General features: G+C 71.8%; 26 protein-coding genes and 1 pseudogene. 14 read left to right on the plus strand and 13 right to left on the minus strand.

The annotated features are described in order from the left end of the window. Positions 1–122: 122 nt before the first annotated feature. Positions 123–1,046 (minus strand): 1-aminocyclopropane-1-carboxylate deaminase/D-cysteine desulfhydrase, encoded by a 924-nt coding sequence (locus tag AC3EUV_RS27690; protein ID WP_435604138.1) that lies wholly within the window; start codon positions 1,044–1,046, stop codon positions 123–125. A gap of 101 nt (positions 1,047–1,147) precedes the next feature. Continuing rightward, the gene (locus tag AC3EUV_RS27695; RefSeq protein ID WP_387247580.1) at positions 1,148–1,387 is read right to left on the minus strand and encodes a hypothetical protein; all 240 of its coding nucleotides are present in this window, start codon (positions 1,385–1,387) and stop codon (positions 1,148–1,150) included. 79 nt (positions 1,388–1,466) lie between these two features. Here AC3EUV_RS27695 and AC3EUV_RS27700 point away from each other — a divergent pair, with 79 nt between their 5' ends. The 3 genes from AC3EUV_RS27700 to AC3EUV_RS27710 all read left to right on the plus strand — a co-directional run bounded on the left by AC3EUV_RS27700 (position 1,467) and on the right by AC3EUV_RS27710 (position 3,494). Continuing rightward, positions 1,467–2,219, plus strand: a complete 753-nt coding sequence (locus AC3EUV_RS27700) for a helix-turn-helix transcriptional regulator (RefSeq protein WP_435604139.1) — start codon at positions 1,467–1,469, stop codon at positions 2,217–2,219. 10 nt (positions 2,220–2,229) lie between these two features. After that, positions 2,230–3,153, plus strand: a complete 924-nt coding sequence (locus tag AC3EUV_RS27705; RefSeq protein ID WP_386443488.1) for a glutaminase — start codon at positions 2,230–2,232, stop codon at positions 3,151–3,153. Between the two features lie 107 nt (positions 3,154–3,260). Then, positions 3,261–3,494 carry a hypothetical protein gene (locus tag AC3EUV_RS27710; protein ID WP_042148548.1) on the plus strand — a complete coding sequence of 78 codons (234 nt, stop codon included), beginning with the start codon at positions 3,261–3,263 and terminating at the stop codon, positions 3,492–3,494. A 13-nt stretch (positions 3,495–3,507) separates the two neighbouring features. Here AC3EUV_RS27710 and AC3EUV_RS27715 read toward each other — a convergent pair whose 3' ends face one another. The 4 genes from AC3EUV_RS27715 to AC3EUV_RS27730 form a co-directional block, all read right to left on the minus strand. Then, positions 3,508–3,930: a VOC family protein gene (locus AC3EUV_RS27715; protein WP_432144654.1), complete on the minus strand. Its 423-nt coding sequence runs from the start codon at positions 3,928–3,930 to the stop codon at positions 3,508–3,510. Between the two features lie 147 nt (positions 3,931–4,077). Then, positions 4,078–5,016 (minus strand): beta-ketoacyl-ACP synthase III, encoded by a 939-nt coding sequence (locus AC3EUV_RS27720; protein ID WP_432144653.1) that lies wholly within the window; start codon positions 5,014–5,016, stop codon positions 4,078–4,080. A gap of 159 nt (positions 5,017–5,175) precedes the next feature. After that, on the minus strand, positions 5,176–7,443 hold the full coding sequence (locus AC3EUV_RS27725; RefSeq protein ID WP_435604140.1) for a heavy metal translocating P-type ATPase: 2,268 nt from the start codon (positions 7,441–7,443) through the stop codon (positions 5,176–5,178). 77 nt (positions 7,444–7,520) lie between these two features. Then, on the minus strand, positions 7,521–8,513 hold the full coding sequence (locus AC3EUV_RS27730) for a helix-turn-helix transcriptional regulator (protein ID WP_435604141.1): 993 nt from the start codon (positions 8,511–8,513) through the stop codon (positions 7,521–7,523). A 146-nt stretch (positions 8,514–8,659) separates the two neighbouring features. On the opposite strand from AC3EUV_RS27730, the gene AC3EUV_RS27735 reads away from it, so the two are divergent. The 3 genes from AC3EUV_RS27735 to AC3EUV_RS27745 all read left to right on the plus strand — a co-directional run bounded on the left by AC3EUV_RS27735 (position 8,660) and on the right by AC3EUV_RS27745 (position 11,717). Beyond that, a complete protein-coding gene (locus tag AC3EUV_RS27735) occupies positions 8,660–10,315 on the plus strand; it encodes an MFS transporter (protein ID WP_435604142.1) in 1,656 nt (551 codons plus the stop codon). A gap of 52 nt (positions 10,316–10,367) precedes the next feature. Further along, positions 10,368–10,514 (plus strand): hypothetical protein, encoded by a 147-nt coding sequence (locus AC3EUV_RS27740; RefSeq protein WP_432144649.1) that lies wholly within the window; start codon positions 10,368–10,370, stop codon positions 10,512–10,514. A 117-nt stretch (positions 10,515–10,631) separates the two neighbouring features. Then, the gene (locus AC3EUV_RS27745) at positions 10,632–11,717 is read left to right on the plus strand and encodes a magnesium and cobalt transport protein CorA (RefSeq protein ID WP_432144709.1); all 1,086 of its coding nucleotides are present in this window, start codon (positions 10,632–10,634) and stop codon (positions 11,715–11,717) included. A 116-nt stretch (positions 11,718–11,833) separates the two neighbouring features. Here AC3EUV_RS27745 and AC3EUV_RS27750 read toward each other — a convergent pair. Both AC3EUV_RS27750 and AC3EUV_RS27755 read right to left on the minus strand, forming a co-directional pair. Beyond that, positions 11,834–11,935 (minus strand): annotated as a pseudogene (locus tag AC3EUV_RS27750) (NUDIX domain-containing protein); the annotation flags it as partial. A gap of 15 nt (positions 11,936–11,950) precedes the next feature. Further along, positions 11,951–12,178 carry a hypothetical protein gene (locus tag AC3EUV_RS27755; RefSeq protein WP_432144648.1) on the minus strand — a complete coding sequence of 76 codons (228 nt, stop codon included), beginning with the start codon at positions 12,176–12,178 and terminating at the stop codon, positions 11,951–11,953. Between the two features lie 389 nt (positions 12,179–12,567). On the opposite strand from AC3EUV_RS27755, the gene AC3EUV_RS27760 reads away from it, so the two are divergent. The 4 genes from AC3EUV_RS27760 to crcB all read left to right on the plus strand — a co-directional run bounded on the left by AC3EUV_RS27760 (position 12,568) and on the right by crcB (position 14,679). Next, the gene (locus tag AC3EUV_RS27760; RefSeq protein WP_432144647.1) at positions 12,568–13,293 is read left to right on the plus strand and encodes a protein kinase domain-containing protein; all 726 of its coding nucleotides are present in this window, start codon (positions 12,568–12,570) and stop codon (positions 13,291–13,293) included. 194 nt (positions 13,294–13,487) lie between these two features. Continuing rightward, the gene (locus AC3EUV_RS27765) at positions 13,488–13,925 is read left to right on the plus strand and encodes a fluoride efflux transporter FluC (RefSeq protein WP_432144646.1); all 438 of its coding nucleotides are present in this window, start codon (positions 13,488–13,490) and stop codon (positions 13,923–13,925) included. Further along, positions 13,922–14,308 carry a DUF190 domain-containing protein gene (locus AC3EUV_RS27770; protein ID WP_432144645.1) on the plus strand — a complete coding sequence of 129 codons (387 nt, stop codon included), beginning with the start codon at positions 13,922–13,924 and terminating at the stop codon, positions 14,306–14,308. The genes AC3EUV_RS27765 and AC3EUV_RS27770 overlap by 4 nt, the downstream gene beginning before the upstream one ends. Next, positions 14,305–14,679, plus strand: coding sequence for a fluoride efflux transporter CrcB (gene crcB / locus AC3EUV_RS27775; protein WP_432144644.1), 375 nt, complete (start codon positions 14,305–14,307; stop codon positions 14,677–14,679). Before AC3EUV_RS27770 ends, crcB begins: the two co-directional genes overlap by 4 nt. Before the next feature lie 233 nt (positions 14,680–14,912). On the opposite strand, the gene snpA is transcribed toward crcB, so the two are convergent. Further along, a complete protein-coding gene (gene snpA / locus AC3EUV_RS27780; RefSeq protein WP_432144643.1) occupies positions 14,913–15,578 on the minus strand; it encodes a snapalysin in 666 nt (221 codons plus the stop codon). A gap of 219 nt (positions 15,579–15,797) precedes the next feature. On the opposite strand from snpA, the gene AC3EUV_RS27785 reads away from it, so the two are divergent. Together AC3EUV_RS27785 and AC3EUV_RS27790 are read left to right on the plus strand one after the other, a co-directional pair. Then, positions 15,798–16,757, plus strand: coding sequence for a LysR family transcriptional regulator (locus tag AC3EUV_RS27785; RefSeq protein ID WP_432144642.1), 960 nt, complete (start codon positions 15,798–15,800; stop codon positions 16,755–16,757). A 145-nt stretch (positions 16,758–16,902) separates the two neighbouring features. Continuing rightward, entirely contained in the window at positions 16,903–18,189 is a 1,287-nt protein-coding gene (locus AC3EUV_RS27790) for a cation:proton antiporter (protein WP_435604143.1), read from the plus strand. A gap of 142 nt (positions 18,190–18,331) precedes the next feature. Here the strand turns inward: AC3EUV_RS27790 and sodN are convergent, their stop codons facing one another. Then, positions 18,332–18,727, minus strand: coding sequence for a superoxide dismutase, Ni (gene sodN, locus AC3EUV_RS27795; protein WP_030085982.1), 396 nt, complete (start codon positions 18,725–18,727; stop codon positions 18,332–18,334). 196 nt (positions 18,728–18,923) lie between these two features. Here sodN and sodX point away from each other — a divergent pair, with 196 nt between their 5' ends. Further along, entirely contained in the window at positions 18,924–19,388 is a 465-nt protein-coding gene (gene sodX, locus AC3EUV_RS27800) for a nickel-type superoxide dismutase maturation protease (RefSeq protein WP_432144640.1), read from the plus strand. Here sodX and AC3EUV_RS27805 read toward each other — a convergent pair. Then, a complete protein-coding gene (locus AC3EUV_RS27805) occupies positions 19,292–19,957 on the minus strand; it encodes a CGNR zinc finger domain-containing protein (protein WP_432144639.1) in 666 nt (221 codons plus the stop codon). The genes sodX and AC3EUV_RS27805 overlap by 97 nt on opposite strands. Before the next feature lie 94 nt (positions 19,958–20,051). Here AC3EUV_RS27805 and AC3EUV_RS27810 point away from each other — a divergent pair, with 94 nt between their 5' ends. Continuing rightward, positions 20,052–20,813: a class I SAM-dependent methyltransferase gene (locus AC3EUV_RS27810; protein ID WP_435604144.1), complete on the plus strand. Its 762-nt coding sequence runs from the start codon at positions 20,052–20,054 to the stop codon at positions 20,811–20,813. 76 nt (positions 20,814–20,889) lie between these two features. Here AC3EUV_RS27810 and AC3EUV_RS27815 read toward each other — a convergent pair whose 3' ends face one another. Together AC3EUV_RS27815 and AC3EUV_RS27820 are read right to left on the minus strand one after the other, a co-directional pair. Beyond that, positions 20,890–21,642, minus strand: coding sequence for an amino acid ABC transporter ATP-binding protein (locus AC3EUV_RS27815; protein ID WP_387244287.1), 753 nt, complete (start codon positions 21,640–21,642; stop codon positions 20,890–20,892). Positions 21,643–21,695: 53 nt separating this feature from the next. Further along, positions 21,696–22,625 (minus strand): amino acid ABC transporter permease, encoded by a 930-nt coding sequence (locus tag AC3EUV_RS27820; protein WP_435604145.1) that lies wholly within the window; start codon positions 22,623–22,625, stop codon positions 21,696–21,698. Between the last annotated feature and the right edge of the window lie 19 nt (positions 22,626–22,644).

The raw sequence follows: 22,644 nt of genomic DNA on the forward strand, positions 1-22,644 counted from the left end.
GCCGGCGTCGGGTTTCGGGCCGGCCGCGATGTCTGGGGGAGGGCCCGGTCGCGCGAGGTGCTGCGGCCAGGTGATCCGTGCAGGTCAGGGCCGCGGTCGGGGGACGCGGACCGGGGGCCGGCTCACGGGGTGCCGGTGATCACGGCGGCCACGGTGCTGCCGGGGGCGAAGGCGCCCTCCTCGGCCAGGGTCGTCAGACCGTGGAGCAGCTTGGCGACGTAGATCCGCTCCAGCGGCAGGCCGTGCCGGTCCTCGAAGGCCGCCGCGAAGGCATCGAGTTCCGGGGTGCGGCGGGCGTATCCGCCGCAGTGGAAGCGGTCCTCCAGCCGCCAGTCGCCGCGCGGTCCGCCGAACGCCGCGCGCTGTAGTTCCTCGACCGCCTCCTGGAGGAAGTGCGGCCGGCCGCCCTTCAGTACGGGGAAGCCCAGGGCGCGCTGCCCCGGACCCAGGCCCCCGGCGAGTCCGGCGAGGGTGCCGCCCGTGCCGCAGGCCACCGCGACCGTGTCCGCGGCCCCGCGCAGCTCCCGGCCCAGCTCCGTACAGCCCTGTGCGGCAAGGGCGTTGCTGCCGCCCTCCGGTATGAGCCGGAACGCGCCGAAGCGGTCGCGCAGCTCGGCGAGCACCTCCGGGTCGGCCCTTCGGCGGTAGCGGGCCCGGTCGATGAAGTGCAGCCGCATCCCGTCGGCGGCGCAGCGGGCCAGCGACGGATTGCGCGGTGCGTCGGCCAGCTCGTCGCCGCGGACCACGCCGATGGTGGCGAACCCGAGCAGCCGGCCGGCCGCGGCGGTGGCCCGCAGATGGTTGGAGTAGGCGCCGCCGAAGGTCAGCAGCGCCCGCTCACCCGCCGCGGCCGCGGCCCGCAGATTCGGCGCCAGCTTGCGCCATTTGTTGCCCGGAAGCTCCGGGTGGATCAGATCGTCCCGCTTGAGCAGCAGCCGCACCCCGCGGCGGGCGAACGGTGCGTCCTCGATCTCCTGGACGGGGGAGGGCAGGCGCGGGCGCAGGGCGCGCGGGTCCGGCAGCGGGCCGGGGACGGTGCTGGTCACGCGTCCATTGTCCCGGGTGCCGCGGGGCAGCCCCATGGGTACGCCGTGGCTCCACAGCTCCTCGGGGTGCTCCACGAACGGGCCGGACCCGGCAGGCACCCCTAGTCGTGCGCGTGCAGGAACGCGTCGCCGTGGGCGTTGACGTGCGCCTCCAGGGTGTTGAGCGCGTCCTGGGTCGCCTCGGGGGAGCCGCTGCCCCGCCGTTCGGCGAAGTACGCGGCGCCCAGCTTTCTCAGAAGCTCGGTGCCGGCGCGGTTCTGCTGCACCTCGTCGACCTTCTGCTTGCCCTGTGCAAGCCCCTGCCGGGCCTGCTCCTTGGCGCGGTCGAGAAACCCTGACATGTGCCACCTCCGTGCGGTCCGTGTCGTAAGGGATCAACGGCGCGGACGGCCGTGGGGTTCCCGTGCCAGGCTGGGGCATGTGGGCGAAACGCGCGACTTGAAGGGGCCGTCCGGCGTACCCGGCGGCTACCAGGAGCGTGCCTCCCGGGTGGCGGGCGCGGTGCTCTGGACCCGCGCCATGCCGCCTTCCGCCCGGCCGGTGCTGCCCGACGGTTGTACGGATCTGATCTGGAGCGCGGGCCGGCTGCTGGTGGCGGGTCCGGACACCGGGCCGCAGTCCGTGGGCGGGGTGCCGCCCGGTACCCCCTTCGTCGGGCTGCGCTTCGCGCCCGGCCAGGGGCCCGCCGTCTTCGGCGTACCGGCCCGGGAACTGCGTGACCGGCGGGTGCCGTTGGCGGACCTGTGGCCCGCCGGCCGGGTACGGGAGCTGACCGAGCGGCTGGCGGCCGCCGGGGAGCCGGGCGGCGCGGCCGGTATCGGCCGCCTGCTGGAGGAGGCCGCCGCGGCCCGACTCCGGCAGGGCGCCGGGGACGACGGCCGGACCGCCGCCGTCGCCGCGGAGCTCGCCCGCGGCCGCCCCGTCGCCGAGGTCGCCCGCGCGGTCGCGCTCAGCGAACGCCAGCTGCACCGGCTCAGCCTGGACGCGTTCGGCTACGGCCCCAAGACCCTGGCCCGGGTGCTCCGGCTGGTGCGCGCGCTCGACCTGGCGCGCTCCGGGATGCCCTGCGCACAGGTCGCCGCGCGCGCCGGCTACGCGGACCAGGCGCACCTCGCGCGCGAGGTGAAGTCGCTGACGGGGGCCCCGATGGGGGTGCTGCTCGCCCCGGGTTAGCGTGTCCGTCATGGACTACCAGGCCGTTCTCGAGGAGGTAGCGGCCCATGCCCGGCCGTTCGTGCGACAGGGGCGGGTCGCCGACTACATACCGGCGCTGGAGCAGGTGTCCGCGGACCGTTTCGGGATCGCGGTGGCCGACATCCACGGCGAGGTGTACGGGGTCGGCGACTGGGAGGTCCCGTTCTCCGTCCAGTCCATCTCCAAGGCCTTTTCGCTGGCGCTGGTGATGGCGCAGAGCCCCGGCAGCAACGACGACGGCATCTGGCGGCGGGTGGGCCGTGAGCCGTCCGGTACGCCGTTCAACTCGCTGGTCCAGCTGGAGGCGGAGAACGGCATTCCGCGCAATCCGTTCATCAACGCGGGCGCCCTGGTGGTCACCGACCGGCTCCAGACCCTCACGGGCGACGCCAGCACCTCGATGCTGCACTTCCTGCGGGAGGAGAGCGGCAACCCGGACCTCGCCTTCGACCAGGCGGTGGCCGACTCCGAGGCCGAACACGGCGACCGCAATGCCGCCCTGGCGCACTTCATGGCGTCCTTCGGCAACCTGGAGAACCCCGTCCCCAGCGTCATCGAGCACTACTTCTGGCAGTGCTCGATCGAGATGAGCTGCCGGGATCTGGCCGTGGCGGGCGGCTTCCTCGCCCGCCACGGGCTGCGCGCCGACGGCAGCCGGCTGCTGGAGGCCCGCGAGGCCAAGCGGATCAATGCGGTGATGCTGACCTGTGGGACGTATGACGCGGCCGGGGAGTTCGCCTACCGCGTCGGGCTGCCCGCGAAGAGCGGGGTCGGCGGCGGCATCATCGCGGTCATCCCCGGCCGCTGCACGCTGTGCGTCTGGAGCCCGGGCCTCGACGCCCGCGGTAACTCCGTGGCGGGCGCCGCGGCTCTGGATCACTTCACGACGTTGACGGGGTGGTCCGTTTTCTGAGCGGGGGGCGCGGCCTGACCTGGACCGCGGGGCCCCGCCCCCGGGCCCCCCTTGGCGTTGTGGCCCGGGAACCGCTGGCGCATCGTGGGCGTAGGAGGTGCACCGCCATGGAGCACGAGATGCGCGCTGAGTACGAGGAAGGCGTTCTGCCGCATGCGGACACGCCGGTGAAGATCTGGCACATGGTGCGGCTGGACGGCACCACGGCGATGTGCGGACGGGAACTGGCTCCGGCAGCCGCCACCCAGACGGCCGAGGTCTGGGGCACGCCCCAGGGGGAGCCCTTCTGCCACAGCTGCGGCGCGATGTACCTGCGTGAGCACCCCGGGGACATCGGCTAGGCGTACCCACCTCCTAGGGCAGCGGGGCGAACAGGTCGACCCCATGGCCGTCCGGGTCCTGTACGACGGCGTAGCGCTGCCCCCAGAAGGCGTCCCATGGCGGCTTCTCGCCCGTGTAGCCGGCGTCGGTGAGCTCCGCGTAGAGCTTGTCGACCTCGGCGGGGCCGGTGCACTCGAAGGCCAGCCCGGTGGGGGTGCCGCCCTGGGGCGGGGTCCAGTCCGGGTCGATGGCGCGTGCGGTCTCGTAGGAGTCCCACATCAGCCGCAGCCCTCCGGGGAGCGATGCCTCGGCGTGCGGGGCGGTGTCCGCGTCGGCCGGGATGTCCAGGCCGAGGCGGCGGTAGAAGGCGAGGGCGGCGGGCATGTCGGCGACGACCATGCCGAGGGCCGCGAACCGCGGGACGGAGGGGGTGGCGGGGGACGGTGAAGTGGTCATACGGCGAGCGTAGGCAGGCCGCCGGGCCGCGTCTTGAACGAATCGGACGCGGGGCCGGCTTGCCGCACGGACAGCGGCGGGGCCAGCCGTTTCACAGACGAATGCCGATCCCGCCCGTCTCCCGGACACCCGCCGATCCGGCCCGCCTCACGGGCAGTGGATGACCTGTCCCGCGTACGACAGGTTGCCGCCGAAGGCGAACAGCAGGACCGGGGCGCCGGAGGCGATCTCGCGCCGTTCGACCAGCTTGGACAGGGCGAGCGGGACGGAGGCCGCGGAGGTGTTGCCGGAGTCGACGACGTCCTTGGCGACCACCGCGTTGACCGCGCCGATCCGCTCCGCGACCGGCTCGATGATCCGCAGGTTGGCCTGGTGCAGCACCACACCGGCGAGATCGGCGGGGGTGATCCCGGAGCGTTCGCAGACCTTGCGGGCGATGGCCGGCAGCTGGGTGGTGGCCCAGCGGTAGACGGTCTGGCCCTCCTGGGCGAACCGCGCCGGCTCGCCTTCAATACGGACCGCGGCGCCCATCTCCGGCACCGAGCCCCACAGCACCGGGCCGATCCCCGGCTCCGGCGCGGCGCCGACCACCGCGGCGCCCGCCCCGTCGCCGACCAGCACACAGGTCGAGCGGTCCGTCCAGTCGACCACGTCGGTGAACTTCTCCGCCCCGATGACCAGGGCGTGGGTCGCGGAGCCGGCCCGGATGGCGTGGTCGGCGGTGGCCAGCGCATGGGTGAAGCCGGAGCAGACGACGTTCAGGTCCATCGTGGCGGGGGAGGGCAGCCCGAGCCGGGCGGCGACCCGGGCCGCGGCGTTCGGGCTGCGGTCGTGGGCCGTGCAGGTGGCGACCAGCACCAGGTCGATGTCCTGCGGGGCCAGGCCACTGGCGGCCAGGGCCTTGGCCCCGGCGGCGGCCGCCATCGAGTCCACCGTCTCGTCCGGGGCGGCGACATGGCGGGTACGGATGCCGACCCGGCTGCGGATCCAGGCGTCGTCGGTGTCGACGATCTTGGCGAGGTCGTCGTTGGTGAGCACGCCGGAGGGCTGGTAATGGCCGAGAGCCAGGACGCGTGACCCGGTCATGAATTCCCCTGTACGTGGGTGGTCGGTATGCCCACCAGTCTCACCCCTCGGTGCCGCCCGGCGGCTGCGTGAACTACCAATGTTCGGTCGCCAGAACTGGAGACAGTTGTCAGAACCGGGGTGTGGCGGCCCCTGGTACCGGGCCCGGCCCCCTGCCCGTCACGACAGCGCCCGGAAGCGCCGCAGCCGCAGGCTGTTGCCGACGACGAAGACCGAGGAGAAGGCCATGGCGGCCCCGGCGATCATCGGGTTGAGCAGGCCGGCCGCGGCCAGCGGCAGTGCCGCGACGTTGTAGCCGAAGGCCCAGAACAGATTGGTCCGGATGGTGCCGAGCGTCGCCCTGGCCAGCCGGATGGCGTCCGCCGCGGCGCGCAGATCGCCCCGTACGAGGGTGAGGTCGCCGGCCTCGATCGCGGCATCCGTGCCGGTGCCCATCGCCAGCCCCAGGTCGGCGCGGGCCAGTGCGGCCGCATCGTTGACGCCGTCCCCGACCATGGCGACCGAGCGGCCCTCGGACTGGAGCCGGGCGACGACCGCGACCTTGTCCTCGGGGAGCACCTCGGCGATCACCTCGTCGATCCCGACCTCGGCGGCCACCGCCTTCGCCACGGCCTCGTGGTCGCCGGTCAGCAGGACCGGGGTCAGTCCCAGGGCGCGCAGCCGGCGCACCGCCTCGGCGCTGGTGGGCTTGACCGCGTCGGACACGACCAGCACCGCGCGCGCCGCGCCGTCCCAGCCGACGGTGACCGCGGTACGGCCCTCGGCCTCTGCCGCGGCCTTGGCGGCCGCCAGCTCCGGCGGGAGGAACTGGCTCCACCGGTGCAGCAGCTGCTCGCGGCCCACCAGGACGGCATGGCCGTCGACCACTCCCTGGACGCCCAGGCCCGGGACGTTCACGAAGTCCTCCGGGGTGGGCAGGGTGGCGCCCCGGGCCTCGGCCCCGGCGGCGACGGCGCGGGCGATGGGGTGCTCGGAGGCGTGTTCCAGCGCGCCGGCCAGCCGCAGCGCCTCGGGCTCCGTCTCTCCCTCGGCGAGATGGACCGCGGTCAGCGTCATCACTCCGGTGGTGACCGTGCCGGTCTTGTCCAGGACGACGGTGTCCACCCGGCGGGTCGACTCCAGCACCTCGGGGCCCTTGAGCAGGATGCCGAGCTGGGCGCCGCGTCCGGTGCCGACCATCAGCGCCGTCGGGGTGGCCAGCCCCAGGGCGCACGGGCAGGCGATGATCAGGACGGCGACGGCCGCGGTGAAGGCGGCCACCGCGCCGTGGCCGGTGGCGAGCCAGTAGCCGAGGGTGCCCAGGGAGAGCGCGATCACGAGCGGGACGAAGACCGCGGAGATCCGGTCGGCCAGCCGCTGTGCCGCGGCCTTCCCGTTCTGGGCGTCCTCGACCAGCCGCGCCATACGGGCCAGCTGGGTGTCGGCGCCGACCCGGGTGGCCTCGACGACCAGCCGGCCGCCCGCGTTGACGGTGGCACCGGTGACGGTGTCGCCGGGGGAGACCTCGACGGGCACGGACTCACCGGTGAGCATCGAGGCGTCGACGGCGGAGGCGCCCTCCACCACCTTCCCGTCGGTGGCGATCTTCTCGCCGGGCCGTACGACGAAGCGGTCCCCGACGTGCAACGCGCTGACGGGGACGCGGACTTCACGGCCGTCCCGTAGTACCGCGACGTCCTTGGCGCCCAGCTCCAGCAGCGCCCGCAGCGCCGCGCCCGCCTTGCGCTTCGCGCGCGCCTCGAAGGAGCGGCCGGCCAGGATGAAGGTGGTGACCCCGGCCGCGGCCTCCAGGTAGATCGCGCCGCTGCCGTCGGTGCGGGCAAGGGTCAGCTCGAAGGGGTGGGTCATGCCGGGCATGCCCGCGGTGCCGAAGAACAGCGCCCACAGCGACCAGCCCAGGGCCGCGAGGGTGCCCATGGAGATCAGGGTGTCCATCGTGGCGGCGCCGTGCCGCAGGTTCGTCCAGGCGGCCCGGTGGAACGGCCAGGCGCCGTACGCGACCACCGGGGCGGCCAGGGTCAGCGAGAGCCACTGCCAGTTGGTGAACTGAAGGGGCGGCACCATCGCCATCAGCACCACTGGGACGGTCAGCACGAGGGAGACCAGCAGCCGCTGACGCAGCGCGGCGAGCGCCGGGTCGTCCCGGTCGTCCGCGGTGTCCCCGGCCTCGCCGCCGGAGGGTTCGGCGGCCGGTGGCTCCGGGACCGTCGCGGTGTAGCCGGTCCGCTCCACGGTGGCGATCAGATCGGCGGCCGCGACGGCGCTGCCCTCCGCGACCGTCACCTGCGCCTTCTCGGTGGCGTAGTTGACGGTGGCGGTGACGCCTTCCATGCGGTTGAGCTTCTTCTCGATGCGGGCGGCGCACGAGGCGCAGGTCATCCCGCCGATCTCCAACTCGACGCCGTGCGCTCCGATCACGGTGGTCATACCTGCTCCTCGGTCTGCTGCGAGTGCCTGTCTCCGGCGTCAACCATATACCCCCCTAGGGTATTCCCGGCGTGGCGTCACGACGTCGCGCCCTTGTCCTCGTGCCCGTCCTCGCCCGCCGCCCGCTGCGCCCGGCCGCCCATCGCCCGCAGATACGCGACCAGCTCCGGCGGTTCGTGCACGGTGAACTCGTGCCCCAGCAGGGCCAGCCGGACCGCCAGCCACTCCAGCGCCTCGGGGCTGCTGCGCCAGCGACAGGACGCCTCGCCGGCCGGTTCGAGCTCGCCGGCCGCCGCGCCGCCCAGCCGGGGGGCCACCTCCGCGGCCGGTGCGTACACGGTCGCCACCGCCCGGTACGTCGCGGCCGCCCCCTGCATCCGCTCCCGTACATAGCTGCCCGCGTCGGCGGCCGGCAGGGTGCGCGGCGGGGTGCGGACGCCGGTGGGGAACGGCTCGCTCAACCGGTCCACCCGGAAGATCCGCCAGTCCTCGCGGTCGTTGTCGTACGCCACGAGATACCAGCGGCGCCCCGCCGCGACCAGGCGGTGCGGCTCCACCAAGCGCTTGCTGCGGGCGCCGGCCCCGGCCCGGTAACGGAAGCGCAGCCGCTCATGGTTGGTGATCGCCGCGGCGAGCACGGTCAGATGCTCCGGGTCGACGGTCGGGTGGTCGCCGTACGGCAGCGCGACGGTGGCCGTGCCGAGCGTGCCCACCCGCCGCCGCAGCCGGGCCGGCAGCACCTGCTCCAGCTTGGCGAGCGCCCGTACGGACGCCTCCTCGATGCCCTCGATGGTGTGCCCGGCGGCCGAGCGCAGACCGACCGCGATGGCCACCGCCTCGTCGTCGTCCAGCAGCAGCGGCGGCATCGCGGCGCCCGCCGCCAGCCGGTAGCCGCCCTCCGCGCCCATCGTGGCGTGCACCGGATAGCCCAGCTCGCGCAGCCGGTCGATATCGCGGCGGATCGTCCGGGTGGTGACCCCCAGCCGCCCGGCCAGCTCACTGCCGGGCCATTCGCGCGGGGTCTGCAACAGGGACAGCAGATTCAGCAGTCGCGCCGATGTCTCACTCATGGGACCGATGATGGCGTTCCCAGTAGGACCGGGGCTGTCCTATATCGGGCCTAGTGTCGAAGACCTCGACGCCCCGGCCGGCCACCGCCCGGCGGCCCGGCGTCCGTTACCCCTTCCTTCCGCACCGGTTCCCCTGGAGAACGCCCATGGCCACGACCGTGCCCGCGGCCCCCGAGGCGGCCGTCCCGGCCCCCGCGCCGGCCGCCCGCAGACGGTGGATCGCGCTCGCCGTCCTGCTGACCGCGAGCTTCATGGACCTGGTCGACGCGACCATCGTCAATATCGCCGTCCCGAGCATCCAGCGGGACCTCGGCGCGGGCTTCAGCGCCGTCCAGTGGGTCACCGCCGGCTACTCCCTCGCCTTCGCCCTCGGGCTGATCACCGGCGGCCGGCTCGGTGACATCTACGGCCGCAAGAAGCTGTTCCTGCTCGGCATGGGCGGCTTCACGCTCGCCTCCGCGCTGTGCGGCATCGCGGCGGGCCCCGGGATGCTGGTCGGCGCACGGGTGCTCCAGGGCGCGATGGCCGCGCTGATGGTGCCGCAGGTGCTGGCGATCATCCACGTCAGCTTCCCGGCGGGCGAACGCGGCAAGGTCTTCGGGATGTTCGGCGCGGTGGTCGGACTCGGCGCGGTCTGCGGCCCGCTGATCGGCGCCCTGCTCACCGAGGGCGATCTGCTCGGACTGGAGTGGCGCCCGATCTTCCTGATCAATCTGCCGGTCGGGATCGCCGGTCTGCTCCTCGGCCGCCACTTCCTGACCGAGTCCCGGGCCCCGCGCGCCCTGCGGGTCGACCTCCCCGGCACCGCGCTGGCCACCGTGGGCCTGCTGATGCTGCTCTACCCGCTCACCCAGGGACGCGAGTCCGGCTGGCCGTGGTGGGGCTTCGTATCGATGGCCGCGAGCCCGCTCGTCCTGGCGCTCTTCGTCCGCTACGAGCGGATCAAGGCCCGCAGGGACGGCTCACCGCTCGTCGAACTCGCCCTCTTCCGGGTGCGGACCTTCGCGGCGGGCGCCGGCGTCCAGCTGACCTTCGGCGTCGTCAGCGGCCTGTTCTTCCTGGTCTGGACGCTCCATATGCAACTGGGGCTGGGCTGGGGCCCGCTGCACGCCGGGCTGACCGGGGTGCCGTTCTCGCTCGCCTGCTCCGCCGCGGCCGGGCTGTCCGTACAGAAGCTGGTGCCGCGGTTCGGCCGTGCGGTGCTCCAGGCCGGTGCGCTGACCATGCTCTGCGGTGCGCTGCTCTACCTCTGGGAGGCCGGGCACTACGGCACCGCCCTGGAGTCCTGGCAGATGGCCCCGGCGATGCTGCTGATGGGGGGCGGGATGGGCCTGATCGTCGCCCCGATCACCGACGCGGCGATCTCCGAGGTCCCGGCCGAGCACTCCGGATCGGCCTCCGGCATCTTCAACACCACCGGCCAACTGGGCATGGCACTCGGTCTCGGCCTGTCGTCGGTGGCCTTCTTCGGGGTCGTCGGCGGTACGGGGGAGACGCGGGGCGCGGCGGCCGCGGCCCTCGCCCCCTCCTTCGTCGACGCGACGACCCACGCCCTGTGGTGGATCTCCGGCGGCCTGGTCCTCATCTTCGGGCTGCTGTTCCTGCTGCCGCGGCGGTCGCCCGCGGTGGCGGCCCAGGACGCACCGGACGCACCGGACGCGCCGGACGCACCGGACGCGCCGGACGCACCGGACGCGCCGGACGCACCGGACGCGCCGGACGCGCCGGACGCGCCGGACGTATCGGAGCGGACGGACCGGGACGGCGTGGGGGCGGAGGAGCGGCCCGCCCTGGTCTCCTGACGAACGGCCCCGCGCCGGGGCCGCCGCGCACCAGCGCCGCTCCGGCCGCCGGATGATTCAGCTCACGGTCGAGCCGCTGACACCGCTGACCGCCCGGCAGCGGCGCGCCCTGGACGCCCAGGTGCGGCGGGTCGGCGAAATCCTCCAGGGCACCGCGGAGTTGACGATCGGCAGGGTCGGCGTGGGGCCGCACGCTTAGCCGGGGACCCCGGAACACACCGCGCGACCCGGGGCCACCGCCCCGGTCCGCTGCGTAAAAACGGCCGCTTCGCCGTACCGTTCGCGGCCTCCGGCTTGCCATACTGGCCGGGTGTCGATGATCAGCAACCTCCGCAAGGCCGTCCGGCTGCCGCAGCCGCGTCACCGGGGAGTCGACCTCAGCCACCCTGCGCGGTCGCCGCTCGGCACCGCCGTGGTGAACTGCGCGGTGTACGTGGACGGCGTGCGGCAGAAGGGCGACCACCCGGCCGATGTGGCGATCCGCCGGGTCCGGAAGACCGGCCGGGGATTTGTCTGGATCGGGCTGCATGAGCCGTCCGAGAAGGAATTCGCCGGAATTGTCGAGCTGTTCGGGCTCCACCCGCTCGCCGTCGAGGACGCGGTCTACGCCCATCAGCGGCCCAAGCTGGAGCACTACGACGACTCGCTCTTCACCGTCTTCAAGACCGTCTGCTACGTCGATCACGACCGGCTCACCGACACCAGTGAGGTCGTCGAGACCGGCGAGATCATGGTCTTCACCGGCACCGACTTCGTGATCACGGTGCGGCACGGCGGGCACGGCTCACTGGGCCCGCTGCGCGAGCAACTGGAGAGCAACCCCGAGCAGTTGGCGATCGGCCCGTCCGCCGTGCTGCACGCCGTCGCCGACCTCGTCGTGGACGACTACCTCGATGTCACCTCCGCCGTCCAGGACGACATCGACGACGTCGAGAGCGAGGTCTTCTCCATCCGCGGCAGCGGCGGGGCCGGCCGGATCTACCAGCTCAAGCGCGAGCTGCTGGAACTCAAGCGCGCGGTGGCCCCCCTGGACCGGCCGATGCAGGAGCTGGCGACCCAGTCGATGTCCGAGGTCGACCCGCGGATCAAGACGTACTTCCGGGATGTCGCCGACCATCTCGACCGGGTCACCGAGCAGATCACGTCCTTCGACGAACTGCTCAACTCCATACTCCAGGCCCATCTCGCCCAGGTCACCGTCGCCCAGAACGAGGACATGCGCCGGATCAGCGCCTGGGTCGCGATCCTGGCCGTACCGACCATGGTCTGCGGTGTCTACGGCATGAATTTCGACCATATGCCGGAAAAGCACTGGACCTTCGGTTATCCGCTGGTGATGAGCGTGACCGTGGCCATCTGCTGGGTGATCCACCGCGGCTTCAAGCGGAACGGCTGGCTTTAGGGCGGACACGCCTGACGCCTCTGGCGGGCGGCTACGGCAGCGCAGACCCGTTGTGCAGGTAGTGGGGGATGCCGCGGGTCAGTGCCTCTGTGGCCGCCACGAAGCGGGGTGCCATGCCGCAACAGCACATCGGCAGCGACTCGCTTGCGGGCTTGCCGGGCATTCCCTTCCGCGAGGTAGGCATACCAGGCGTCCGGCTCTTCGGGAGTGGGTGTCATGGAGAGGTGCCTTCGCTACGGGGCGTCAAGATGTCGGCGAGGAATCCGCGTCTTTGCTGAGGCGTCGAACTGTGCCAAGAAGTCGCGCACGGGCCGGTAGTTCCGGTGGCCCTCCAGCGTGCACCGAAGGTCGGCGAGCTGATTGACGACACGGACCGAACCGAGCGACGGATTCGCGGTCAGTAACCCCACCCCGAAGTGCACCACGGCGTCCCAATCGGCGCGGTGGACATGGATTGTCACGAGGTTGATGTGACTCAACGCGAGCGATCGTGCTCTTACTGACTCCCTGAGCGCCACTGTCCGCTGAGCGTGCACCAGTGCTTCCTCATACCGTTCCATGTCCCGGCAAGCGAGGGCACTCTCACTCGCGAGCGAGGCTTTTCCCGGCCGGAGTCATGCGCCATCCAGCCGGCCATCTCACTGAGTGCGGCGGCCGCGGCGAAGACCTGCGGTCCGCTGGTCGCGTCCACCAGGCGGCGGGCGACTTCTTCGTTCAGGTGACGAACCACCGAGAGGACACAACGATGCCCGGCCAAGGTCCCTTTGATCTCCCCGCCCACGTCGAAGACGCTGTAGGACCGCTGAGCCGCCGCCTCGTTGTCAACCGGCGCGGCTCCACGGTCTGGGACGTGCGGACTACCACCGGCCGATGCGCGGTCAAGCTGGGCTATCGCAGCCGGACGCACGCATGGACGGCGCTGGCACCTGCCCGAGAGGCGGTCATTCTTCGGCAGCTCATTCCCGAAGAGGTCCGCTTCGGGGAGTGGGAGGAGGGGACCTGGAGCGTGCAGCCATGGCGGGACGGTGAATCGCTCTTTGCGCTGTGGGAGCCTTCCCGGCACCCCACTGAGCCGCGGGAGCCCGACCTTGCCGAAGCGCTTTCGTGTGCCGCCGCGCTGGCCGCTCTGCATGAAGCCGGGTGGGCGCATGGCGACGTGCAGCCCAACCACTTCGTCATCGGCCCCACCAGGACGGCCCTCATTGACTTGGCGCTTGCCCGGGGCGGCGTGATCCCCGAGTCCTATGACTTCAGCTATCGGGGCTGTCTGGTCCACTACGAGGCGCCGGAGATCTCCGAGAGCATCTTGGCGACGGGTACCGCTGTGCCGACGCAGGAAGCAGACGTGTACGCGCTGGGCGCGTCGTGGTTCCTCGCCGCCACCGGATGGAGGCACGTCTCCTATCCGGACGACGCCGACCGCAAGGACCAGCGGCAAGCCATCGTCGACAAGCCCCATCGGCCGATCAACGTACCGGGGCCGCTCGGGCCCCTGATTGAGGGCATGATGAGCCGCGATCCATTGCTGCGGCCGACCAGCACCGAAGTGTGCGCAGCCCTCCACGGCATGCTCTGAGAGGGCGAGTCGATGACGGGATCACCTTGCGATCACGGATCCCGCCGAGCAGGATCTGAAACTGTCTGAGCTGCACGGATGCCCAGCGACAGCGGAAGCACGTCACCGCCCCGCCATCCACACCCCCACCGCCCGCCGCGGCACCCGCAGCGGAGCGGCGGTAGCCTGAGATCGCCGATGATCTCGGGAGACACATGGACCAGCGACGCCGCCGGGCGGCCCCCTGGCGGGGGCAGTGGCCGGTGATCGGTGTGGTGGCCGCGGGCGGCGGCATCGGCGCCGCGGCCCGTTACGGCGCCGCCCTCCTCTGGCCTACCGGGGACGGCTCCTTCCCCTGGACGATCCTGGCCGTCAATGTCGTCGGCTGTGCGCTGATGGGCGTGCTGATGGTGCTGGTCACCGAGGTCCGGCAGGCCCACCGGCTGCTGCGTCCGTTCCTCGGCACCGGCATCCTCGGCGGCTTCACCACCTTCTCCACCTACGCCGTGGACATCCAGCGGCTGATCGACGCCCGGCACCCCGCCCAGGCCATGGCCTGTCTCGCGGGCACCCTGCTCGGCGCGCTCGCGGCCGTATGGGGCGCGGTGACCGGCACCCGGGCACTTCTCGAACTGAGGCGGCGGACGGTATGACACACGGCACGGCACACCCCGGCGGCACCCCGGCGCTCCGGCTCACCGTCTTTGTCGGCGAACAGGACGGCTGGCACCACAAGCCGCTGTACGCGGAGATCGTGCACCGCGCCCGCGCAGCCGGACTGGCCGGGGCCAGCGTCTTCCGCGGCATCGAGGGCTTCGGCGCCGGCTCCCTCGTCCACACCCAGCGGCTGTTGTCGCTGAGCGAGGAGCTGCCGGTCGCGGTCGTCATCGTCGACACCGAGCAACGGATCCGCGCCTTTCTCCCGCAGCTGGACGAACTCCTCGCGGGCGGCGGCCTGGTCACCCTCGACCCGTGCGAGCGGATCAGCTACCCGCGCACGGACGGTCCGGCTGCGGCGGAGGGCGGTCGCGGGTGAACTGGCTGCTGGTGGTGGCCGGTGCGGCGGTCGGGGCGCCGCTGCGCTATCTCACCGACCGCTATGTGCAGTCCCGGCACGACACGGTCTTCCCCTGGGGGACGTTCACCGTCAATGTCGTCGGCTCGCTGATCCTCGGCCTGCTGACCGGCGCGGTCGCCGTCGGCGCAGCTTCCTCGCACGCCCAACTGCTGCTCGGCACCGGCCTCTGCGGCGGCCTGACGACCTACTCGACCTTCTCGTACGAGACGCTCCGGCTGGCGGCCGACGGGGCGCGGGGCTATGCCGCCGCCAACGCCCTGGCGAGTGTGGCGGCCGGGCTCGCGGCCGCGTTCGCGGGGGTGGCCGCCGCCCGGGCGCTGTGGGGCTGACCCGGCGGCCTTGCGGCCCGGCGGCCTTGCGGCAGACGAAAGCGGTGGGGCTCCGGGGGGAGCCCCACCGCGGGGGCGGCGCACGATGCGAGGGCTGGTGGGGTACGAGGGCCGGCCGCCAGGTTCCGGCACTCGACAGCCCCCAAGTCGTTCGCGGACCCGGCCACCGTCAGCTCGGTCAGGTCCGCGGGCCGCCGCCGGACTTCGTTACGTCAGCGGGACCGTCGGGGAGGTCAGGAGACCTTGCCGAAGCGGATGCCCGCCAGGCCGTTGGCCCAGAGCTGGTCCACCTTGGCGCGCTCGTTCGCGTCCGGGTTGGCGTTCTGACACGAGGTGCCGGGGCCGCCGCCGGACATCAGCTCGCTGCACGGGCCCTCGTAGTGGTCCGGCAGGCCCAGCACATGGCCGGTCTCGTGCGCGGTCACCCGGGTGGAGTTGTACTCCTGGTTCTGGGCGTAGTCCAGGAAGACGAAGCCCTTCCCGTGCCCGTCCGTGCTGGCGTACGAGCCGCGCGGGTCGTCGCCCTCGCGGTACTCGAAGTCGCCGCCGCTGCCTTCCTGGAGCTTGACGTTCTGCACCGCGCCGTTCCAGATGGAGGCGCTCTGCGCTATCTGGTCCGCGAACTTCGGGGCCTTGCTGGCGTCATAGGTGACGGTAACCGAGGCCGCGTGCGGGTGCGCCTTCATCTTGGCCTTGGCCGACTTGATCACGGCCTCGAAGAACGCCTTGGTATCCGCCTTCTCGGCGGCCGAGCCGTTGTACGCCGCGATCGAAGCGGCGGTGCTGTGGGAGGAGTTGGTGGGGGAGGGGGAAGCTGCCGAAACCGGCGCCGCGGCTGCGAGCGCGGCGACGAGGCCCAGACCGAGCGCCGCCGACAGCGCCGTCTTGGGAGATCTCATGTGGGGGCTCCTTAATTTCCGAGGGCCGTACGGTCGCCGTGTGGGGCGGCGACCGGGGCCCTGCGGATTTCTTGGTGCCGTTGAGTCTGGACGGAGTTCACCCGGAAGACGGAGATGTCAGGCGGCGATAGCGTCAGCCAATACCCTGCGCAAAAAAAGGGAGTTCAGACAGGTTTGAGAGTCTGGTGTCACGTATGCCGACGTCGTTATGCTCCGGACGTGGAGCTCGAGGTAAGGCATCTTCGCGCATTGTGCGCCATCGCCGACACCGGCAGCGTACGCAAGGCTGCCCGGCACCTCGGCATGACCCAGCCTTCCCTGACCACCCAGCTCCACCGCATCGAGAAAGCCCTCGGCGGCCAGCTCTTCTTCCGCGAACCGAGCGGCAGCCGGCCCACCCCGCTGGGGCATTCGGTGCTGTGCCGGGCCCGGCCGATAGTGGCCGAAATGCGGGCACTTCTTGACGAGGTCGCCTCGGCCTCGCAGCGCGAACAGGGCACCCGGCTGCATATCGGCAGCACCAACAGCCCGGCCGTCGCCGGCTGGCTGCGCAGGCTACGGGTACGGCTGCCGCAGACGGACACCACGATAAGAACCGATGTGTCCGCCAACGCCCTGCTGCACATGGTCGCGACCGGGCAGCTCGACGCCGCCTTCGTCCACGAGGTCGAGGGCTCCCCGCTGCGGGTCCCCGACGGCCTGGCCGAACATGAACTCATCGCCAGGGAACCGCAGTTCATCGCCCTGGCGGACTCCCACCCGGCGGCCGCCCAGGAGGTCATCCGGGTGGCGGATCTCGCCGGCGACCAGTGGATGGTCGACCCGACCGTGGACGGCGAATGGGCCGGACTGCGCCGCATCTGGGCCGCGGCCGGAATCAACCCCCGGGTCGTGCACGGCGACTACCTCACCACGGTGGATCTGGTCACGGCCGGCGAGGTGGTCACCCCCTGCCAGCCGACCGCCCGCTCCCGCCACGGCATGGCGATCCGCCCCCTGTACGGCGATCCGCTGGCCGTCCGCCTGTTCATGGCCTGCCGCCAGGACGACACCCCCGCGGCCCCGGCGGACGACCTGTTCGCCGACCTGACCGCCTCGTACATGGAGATCGCCTGGGCGAGCGACGCCTACCGGGCGTGGCTGGTCCGGCACGACGGGCCGCTGCCGGTCGGCTCCTAGGGCTCCCACGCGCCCCGGGCCGCCGTCGCCCCTGCCGCCAACCGTGTGAAAGGCGCGGGCCCGGTCTTCCCGGAGCGGCCGGGCGGCGTGGGGATGGCCGAGAGTGGGAGGTCCGAGCGCCGGCGCGGCCAAGGCTGGAGACCCCGTGGACAGCACCCTTTCCCTGGTTCTGCTTCTGGTGTTCCTGTGGTGCCTGTGCTCGCGGCGGATGGAGCGCTACGAGCTCACCGCGCCGGCCGCCTTCGTCCTGCTGGGCCTGCTGCTGGGCGAGGGCACCGGGGTCCTCGACCTCGCCCTCCCGCACGAGACGGTCAAGGCGCTCGCGGAGATCACCCTGGTCTGGGTGCTGTTCACCGATGCCGCGCGGCTCTCCTTCCGCGCCCTGCGCCCGGAACTCGGGCTCTACGTACGGCTGCTGGGGATCGGACTCCCGCTGTGCGTGGGCCTCGGCGCGCTGCTGGCGGCCGTCCTGCTGCCCGGTGTCTCGGGCTGGTCCGCCCTCTACGTCGGCGCCGCACTCGCCCCGACGGACGCCGCGCTCGGCGCCACGATGATGGTCAACCCCGTGGTACCCGCGAAGATCCGCCGGGTCATCAACGTGGAGAGCGGCCTCAACGACGGCATCGTCACACCGCTGGTGGTGCTCGCCCTGGCCGGGGTGTCCGCGGCCGAACACCAGGCCGGGCCGGACGCCGCCGGCCATGCCCTGGTGGAGCTGGCCATCGGCACGGCGTACGGCGCGGTGCTCGGGCTGGCCGCCGGCTGGCTGCTGCGCACCACCCTCCGCAACGGCTGGGCCGCTGAGGACTTCGCCGGCGCGGGCGTCCTGGCCCTCTCCCTCCTCAGCTACACCTCGTCCCTCGCGATCGGCGGCAACGGCTTCGTCGCCGCCTTCGTCGCCGGCCTGGCGTTCGGCACGACGCACGGTGCGCCCCCGCGGGTGCTGCTGTACGTCGAGCAGTCCGGGGCGCTGCTCTCCGTCCTGGTATGGCTGGTCTTCGGCGCCGTGCTGCTTCCCGATGTGTTCGCCCATGTCACCTGGCAGGCCGTGGTCTACGCCGTCCTGAGCCTGACGGTGATCCGTATGGTGCCGGTGGCGCTGTGTCTGGCCGGCAGCGGGCTGGACGCCCGGACGGTGGGGTTCATCGGCTGGTTCGGCCCCCGCGGACTGGCCTCGATCATCTTCGGCCTGCTCGCGGTCGAGGAACTCACCCCCGAAGGGGCCCGCCAGGTCCTCCCGGTGATCGCCTGCACCGTCCTCCTCAGCGTCCTCGCCCACGGCCTCACTTCCGCGCCGCTGGCGAACCGCTACGGCGCGAAGGCCGGGGTGCCGGCCCCGGCCGGCACCCCGCCCCAGGACCTGCCGGTCAGAGGCATGGCGGCGGGCGGTTTCCGGCACCTGCGCCGCGGGGGCGGTCCGTCCGTGTCGTGAGGGCGCACAGGGCTATTACTCGCGCCGGGCAAAAGAAGACCGCACCCGCTCCGTCATGGCCGCCGTGCTCGGCGGTATGCGGACCGGGTGCGGACAGATCGGCTGGGCCACCCGCGAAGCCGCGGGTCCGCCTGTGCCGGGGTCAGGCCTTCTTGGTCTCCCAGAAGATCTTGTCGATCTGGGCGATGTAGTCCAGCGCCTTCTGGCCGGTGGCCGGGTCGTTGGAACCCTTGGCGGCGCTGAGCGCCTTGAGGGTGTCGTTGACCAGCTGGTGCAGCTCCGGGTACTTCTCGAAGTGCGGGGGCTTGAAGTAGTCGCTCCACAGCACCGAGACGTGGTGCTTGGCCAGCTCGGCGCGCTGCTCCTTGATCAGGACGGCGCGGGTGCGGAAGTCCGCATCCTCGTTGGCCTGGTACTTCTCCTGGACGGCCTTGACCGACTCGGCCTCGATGCGGGCCTGGGCGGGGTCGTACACACCACAGGGCAGGTCGCAGTGCGCGCTGACCTTGACCTTGGGGGCGAACAGGCGGGAAAGCATGTTCAGTCCTTCCTCGTGATCGTCTTCTCAGGTGCGAGATTACTCGGTGCGGGAAGGCTTTTCTCGGGCGGGCCGGGGGTCTTAGGGCAAAAGTCCGGTGTCACGCTGGGACTGTTGGAGGATGGGCCGGTGGGCGAAGCGAGACGGGGGTGCCCCCGGACGGAGTCCGGGGGAGGGTCGGAGCGGGAGGTACGGGATGCCGGAGCGGGTGCACGAGCGCGAGCCGGAGCGGGACGCGGACGCGGGGCAGGAGCGGGGCGGCCTGCTTCGCGCCTTCGGGCTGGCCGAGGTGTACAACCCGTCGATGGTGCCGACGCTCCAGCCCGGCGACCAGCTGGTGGTGCGGTACGGGGCGGTGGTGCGGCCCGGTGACGTGGTCGTGCTGCGGCATCCGTTCCGGCAGGATCTGCTGATCGTCAAGCGGGCCGTGCAGCGGCGCGACGGCGGCTGGTGGGTCCAGGGGGACAATCCGTTCGTCGAGAACGACAGCCGGGAATTCGGGGTGGTTCCGGATGAACTGGTCATCGCCCGCGCCTGGATCCGGGTGCGGCCGCCGCGGGACATTCAGCGGTCGGTCGCCGGGGTGCTGTCCTGGGTCGTCTCGTCGGTCCGGCCGGTACGGGCCGCGCGTTCGCTCTCCAGGCGCTTGCGGGCGCGGTAGGCGGCGACATTGGCGCGGGTGGCGCAGCGGTCGGAGCAGTAGCGCCGGGAGCGGTTGGTCGAGGTGTCCAGGTAGACGTTGCGGCAGGGCCGCGCCTCACAGATGCCCAGCCGGTCCACGCCGAGCTCGGTGAGGTGGAAGGCCAGCCCCATGCACGCGGTCGCAGTGAAGCCGGCGGTCGCGTTGGCGGCGTGATCGGCGATGTGCATGTGCCAGTCGGGGCGGCCTCCCCCACTCTCGGCTCCGCTCGAGCGGGAGGTGCCCCCATCGTCCCGGCGCTCGTGGCCGGAGATCTGCGGGCTGACCGGGAATTCCATCATCAGGGCGTTGAGCAGGTCCACGGCCAGCACCTCGTCACCGGCGTCGGCGGCCTCGAAGACGGCGCGCAGCCGGGCGCGGACCGTGCGCAGCCTGGTGACGTCGCTGTCGGTCGCGCGCCGGGCGGCCTGCTGGGCGGGACCGAAGAGTTCCCGGACGACCTCGACGGAGGTGAGGGTGTCGGTGCCGCGCTCGGGCTGTTCGGTGTTGACCAGTCGCACGGCATAGTCCGAGTAATAGGCCAGTTCCACTTGTAGTCCTTACGGGCGGAGGCTAGGGTACGGATGCATGCTCGTAGTAAGGGGTGTCCTCGCTACGAGGGTATTACGGCCTGGAGGGGAAGCGATGACCGAGACCGTCGTCGGCGCCGATTGGCAAGCCTGGCAGAACAGTTGGGACCGCCAGCAGGAGTGGTACCTCCCCGACCGCGAGGAGCGGTTCCGGGTGATGCTGGACATGGTCGAGGCCCTGGTGGGTCCCGCGCCCCGGGTACTGGATCTGGCATGCGGCACGGGCAGTATCTCCGACCGGCTGCTGAAGCGTTTCCCCGAGGCCGTGAGTGTGGGCGTCGATCTGGATCCCGCGCTGCTGGCCATCGCGGAAGGGTACTTCGAAGGCGAGCCCCGGGTCCGCTTCGTACGGGCCGATCTCAAGGACCCGCGGTGGACCGACAAGCTGCCGCACGACACCTACGACGCGGTGCTCACCGCCACCGCGCTGCACTGGCTCCACACCGAGGATCTGCGCGCGCTCTACGGGCAGCTCGGCACGCTGGTGCGGGACGGCGGGGTCTTCCTGAACGCCGACCACATGCCCGAGGAGGGCACCCCGCGGATCAACGCCGCCGAGCGGGCCTTCCGGCATGCGCGCATGGGGGCGGCGAAGGCGGCCGGCGCCGTGGACTGGGCCGAGTGGTGGCAGCTGGCGGCCGCCGATCCACGGCTGGCCGCGCCGACCGCCGAGCGCTTCGAGATCTACGGCGAGCATGCCGACGGCGACACCCCGTCGGCCGCGTGGCACGCCGCCGTGCTGCGCGACGGCGGCGTCGCGGAGGCCCGGCCGGTGTGGGCCTCGCCCACCGACGCCCTGGTACTGGGCCTGAAGTAGCCCGGCCCGGCAACAACGGAGCGCGCCGTCCCGGTGGAACCCTCCACCGCGACGGCGCGCTCCGGAATCTGCCGCCCTACAGCACCTTCGACAGGAACGACTTCGTCCGCTCGTGCTGCGGGTTGCCGAGGACCTCGCGCGGGTGGCCGGATTCGACCACCACACCGTCGTCCATGAAGACCAGCGAGTCGCCGACCTCCCGGGCGAAGCCCATCTCATGGGTCACGACGATCATCGTCATACCGTCCGCGGCCAGGTCCTTCATGACGTCCAGGACGTCACCGACCAGCTCCGGGTCGAGGGCCGAGGTCGGCTCGTCGAAGAGCATCAGCTTCGGCTCCATCGCCAGCGCACGGGCGATGGCGACGCGCTGCTGCTGGCCGCCGGAGAGCTGTGAGGGGTAGTTCCCCGCCTTGTCGGCCAGGCCGACCCGGTCCAGGAGCTTGACCGCCCGCTCCCGCGCCGCGGCCTTGGACTCGCCCTTGACCTGGATCGGCGCCTCCATGACGTTCTCGATCGCGGTCATGTGCGGAAAGAGGTTGAAGCGCTGGAAGACCATGCCGATGTCCCGGCGGCGGGCGGCGACCTCCCTGTCGCGCAGCTCGTAGAGCTTGCCGTTGTGCTCGCGGTAGCCGACCAGTTCACCGTCGACGGACAGCCGCCCGGCGTTCACCTTCTCCAGGTGGTTGATGCAGCGCAGGAACGTCGACTTGCCGGAGCCGGACGGGCCGATCAGGCAGAAGACCTCCCGCGGCGCGACCTCCAGGTCGATGCCCTTGAGGATGTGGGCCGCGCCGAAGGACTTGTGGACGCCCTCGGCCTTGACCATTGGGCCGCCGCTGCTGCCCGCGGCCTTGGTCGTCGTGAGCTTGCTGGCGGTCATTAGACCCCTCCACGGTTGAAGCCGCCGGACAGCTTTGCCTTGGCGCGCTGGAGCGGAGTGAGCGGGAGCTGGCGGCTGGAGCCACGGGCGTAGTAGCGCTCCAGGTAGTACTGCCCGATGCTGAGCACCGTGGTGGCGATGAGGTACCAGGCGGCCGCGAGGATCAGCATCTCGACCACGACGCCGGAGTCCCGCCCGACGTTCTGCGCCGCCTGAAGCAAATCGTAGTACTGGACGGCGATGACCAGCGAGGAGGTCTTCAGCATGTTGATGACCTCGTTGCCGGTCGGCGGCACGATCACCCGCATCGCCTGCGGCACGATGATCCGGCGCAGCGTCTTGGCGTGGCTCATGCCCAGCGCGTGCGCCGCCTCGGTCTGGCCCTCGTCGACGGCGTTGAGGCCGGCCCGGCAGATCTCCGCCATGTACGCCGCCTCGTTGAGGCCCAAGCCCAGCAGCGCGCACAGGAACGGGGTCATGAAGTCCGACCACTCGTCCTTGTAGATCGGCATGATGTCGATGTACTGGAAGACGAGGCCCAGGTTGAACCAGAGGAACAGCTGGACATAGACCGGCGTGCCGCGGAAGAACCAGACGTAGAACCAGGCGACGGTCGAGGTGACCGGGTTCTTGGACTGGCGCATCACGGCCAGGATGACGCCGCCCACGATGCCGATGATCATCGAGAGCACGGTGATCAGCAGGGTGTTGCGCAGGCCCTTGAGGATGTCCGCGTTGAACATGTACTGGGGAATGGCGTCCCAGTTGACGTCCGCGGTGGCGAAGGCCCTGCCGAGCAGAGCGATCAGCCCGATGACGACGATCGCCGCCACCCAGCGTCCGTAATGGCGTACCGGGATGGCTTTGAGGGACTGGGGCGGCGGAGCATCTGCCGGCGGCTGGGCCGACTTGTCGACGTCAACTGACACGGGTGTTGCCTTTCAGCAT

This window comes from Streptomyces sp. bgisy130, from assembly GCF_057708345.1.